Source organism: Bacillaceae bacterium S4-13-56 (assembly GCA_040191315.1).
Classification (GTDB): Bacteria; Bacillota; Bacilli; order Bacillales; family JAWJLM01; genus JAWJLM01.
On sequence record JAWJLM010000143.1, the window covers coordinates 1 to 2,855 of the forward strand.

At 39.1% G+C, this 2,855-nt stretch carries 1 protein-coding gene; it reads left to right on the forward strand.

Features of this window, described 5'->3' with window-relative positions:
- Positions 1-399: 399 nt before the first annotated feature.
- The gene (locus RZN25_18170) at positions 400-2,604 is read left to right on the forward strand and encodes a methyl-accepting chemotaxis protein (GenBank protein MEQ6378731.1); all 2,205 of its coding nucleotides are present in this window, start codon (positions 400-402) and stop codon (positions 2,602-2,604) included.
- Positions 2,605-2,855: the final 251 nt, after the last annotated feature.

A 2,855-nucleotide genomic window follows, 5' to 3' on the forward strand; every position in this document is an offset into this window, starting at 1 on the left:
ACCTGAGCATAAATATTCGAATTTTGAGCATAGACCCTACTTAATCCGCGCATAAAGGATTTAACTCGCGCGAAAGAAACAAAAGTTGAGCATGTAGATAGAATATTGAGCAAAGAATAAGCCCTATGCTGTTGACACGCGTAGGGCTGCTTGTTTTATAAAATTAAAAGTCTTGTTAATGGAACCGTTCATTTTTAAACCCTTGTTACTCCTGATTTTTCACGCTGAGAACCGTCCCCACCAACACGCTTCAACACTTTTTTTGTTTCTTTTAAAATTGGTGTTAGATTCTGTCGAATAAATGGTATAATTTATCCAAGTCTATCTTTTTATCTTGCATAATAACAATCGGTGGGAATGACTATCTTGGGGGTGTTTTTTAAGCAGGGGCAATTTTAGATGGGTAAAATTCATTTTCATATTTTAGTAAGGGAGTACGAGAAGTTGGCTAAATTTAAGGGAATCCAATTCGGGAAAGTGAGGAATCCATTCAAAGGATTCCGTAAAAAGAATAACACCGAGGAGCAGACAAAGAAAAATGAGAAGGGCTTACATCTTTTAAAGAAGAAACCTTCAGGGGACAAAAATTCAAAAGGTCAAAAGAACCCTCGTTTTAAGAGTTCTATCATGACTAAGCCATTGTACATATTTATCTTTTTTGTATTGATAGCTGTTTCAACTGTTGGATTTGCATCATATTACATATCAAACAACATCATTCACTCCAAAGTTGAAAGTGCTTCGGAACAAACCATTGTTCAAGCTGGTTCGAAGCTTGACTTGGTTTTTGCCAATTACATTAAAATTCCTCAGGAGCTTTTAATGAAGCGAAGCTTTTTTGATGCGTTAAAGGAAATTAGTCAGTATGATACCCCAACAGATGTCACTTACGAATTAATCGAAACGGTTCAACAAGAGCTGTCTGCCCTAAATTTGGCGGATCGACATTTGAACATACATTTGATTAATACTGAGAACCAAGCCTATTATTCCACCTCAAGCAATCGAAATAGGGAGCAGATTTTTGCTTCTGATTGGTATAAAAAGGCCTTAGAAACTAAAGACCGGATGATCTGGCTTGGCGGAAATAAGAACGGTGTGTCTGGCACGATTAATACCCCAACTGTTAGTTTTGCTCAAATGATGAGCGTTAGCGGGACATGGTACATCATGATTTTTGATATCAATGAGGTTGTTTTCATGGATGCTCTTGAAGGGGTTAAATTCAGTGAAGACAGCTATGTCAAAATCGTAGATAGGAACAATCAAGTTGCCTTTTCGTTTAAAACAGATGAGCTGAATCAGGAAAACAACTTTCCTCTTCATTTAGATTCGGATAAAAATGTTTTTCGAAATGATGACCAACTCATTTTTCAGTATGATTCAAAAAACACAGAGTATTTCTTGGTAGGAGAAGTTTCCTCTGCTGAATTAACGAAGGAAACAAAAACGATTTTCATAGTCACTTTGGCGATTATTTTGGTTACTGTGATAGCTACACTCATTATTGGAAGAATCATTATGGGAATGGTTCGCAGGCCTCTGTCTGAGCTTTCCGAATTAATGATGGTTGCTAAAGACGGAGACTTAGGGGTTCGGTCTAATCTATCCAAACGCAAGGATGAGGTTGGGGAACTAGCCGACAGCTTTAATGATATGATGATCAATATTTCTAGCATGATGCAAAAAACTCGAGATTCGTCCGCGAAGGTTAAGCGAGCCGCAGATGAACTTCAGGAAATTTCACGATTACAGTCTGAAACGGCACGTGAAGTCGCTTCTGCATCAGAAGAAATTGCTTCTGGCGCAACGACTTTAACCCATGAGGCTGAAAGTGGTAATACTTTGGTAAGCAAAATTAATTTGGAAGTTGAAAGTGTCTATCAAAATAATCAGGAGATGGAAAAACGTTCGACTGAAGTTCGCGAAGGTAGTTTTGCTGGGATTGAAAAAATGGACGAACTGGTGGCTAAGACTAAGCAGGGTGAACAGTTAACTCTTGCCTTAATTGAAAAAACAGATTCATTGAAAAATAGTACCTCTCAGATCAGCGATGTCATGGACATTTTAACTAATATTGCTACTCAAACAAATTTACTTTCCTTGAATGCTACCATTGAGGCTGCCCGTGCTGGTGAAGCTGGGAAGGGATTTGCTGTAGTAGCTGATGAGATTCGCAAGCTGTCTATTCAATCTAAGGATTCTATTGATAAAGTTGGACAGATTACATCTGCGATTTTAGGTGAGATGAATGAGACCTTAAGTGTGTTAGATGAAGCACATCCAATCTTTAAGGAGCAGGTTGTGGCCGCACAGGAAACCGATGGCCTCTTGAAACAGGTTGGCGAGAGAATGAACGAGTTTACATCCATGATCCAGCAGGTCTCTCAATCTATTGAACAATTACGAAACTCTCAGGAAACTCTATCATCTACGATTCAACAGGTGAGTGCTACCGCCGAGGAGTCCTCCGCTATTAGTGAAGAAGTGTCCGCTTCCACTGAGGAACAATTGAAAGCTAGTGATTCACTGGTTAGAACGGCGAGTGAGTTGAAGGAGTTATCTGAGGATCTGCAGAAGAGCTTGGAGAACTTTAGGTTGTAGGTTGTTTTTGTTTTTATTAGTGTTTTTGTTAGTGCCCCGGGGTTGAATAACTTCGGGGTGTTTTTATGGGGTATTGAGCGGTGAGCATATACTGGTTACTTTGAGCATTAGCTCCTTTAAGGTGAGCATATACTGGTTACTTTGAGCATTATGGTTAGCGGTTGAGCATAAAACCAGATAATCGAGCATTGATTTTAAAAACCTGAGCATTAAATCGGGAATTTTGAGCATAGACCCTATTAAACCCGAGC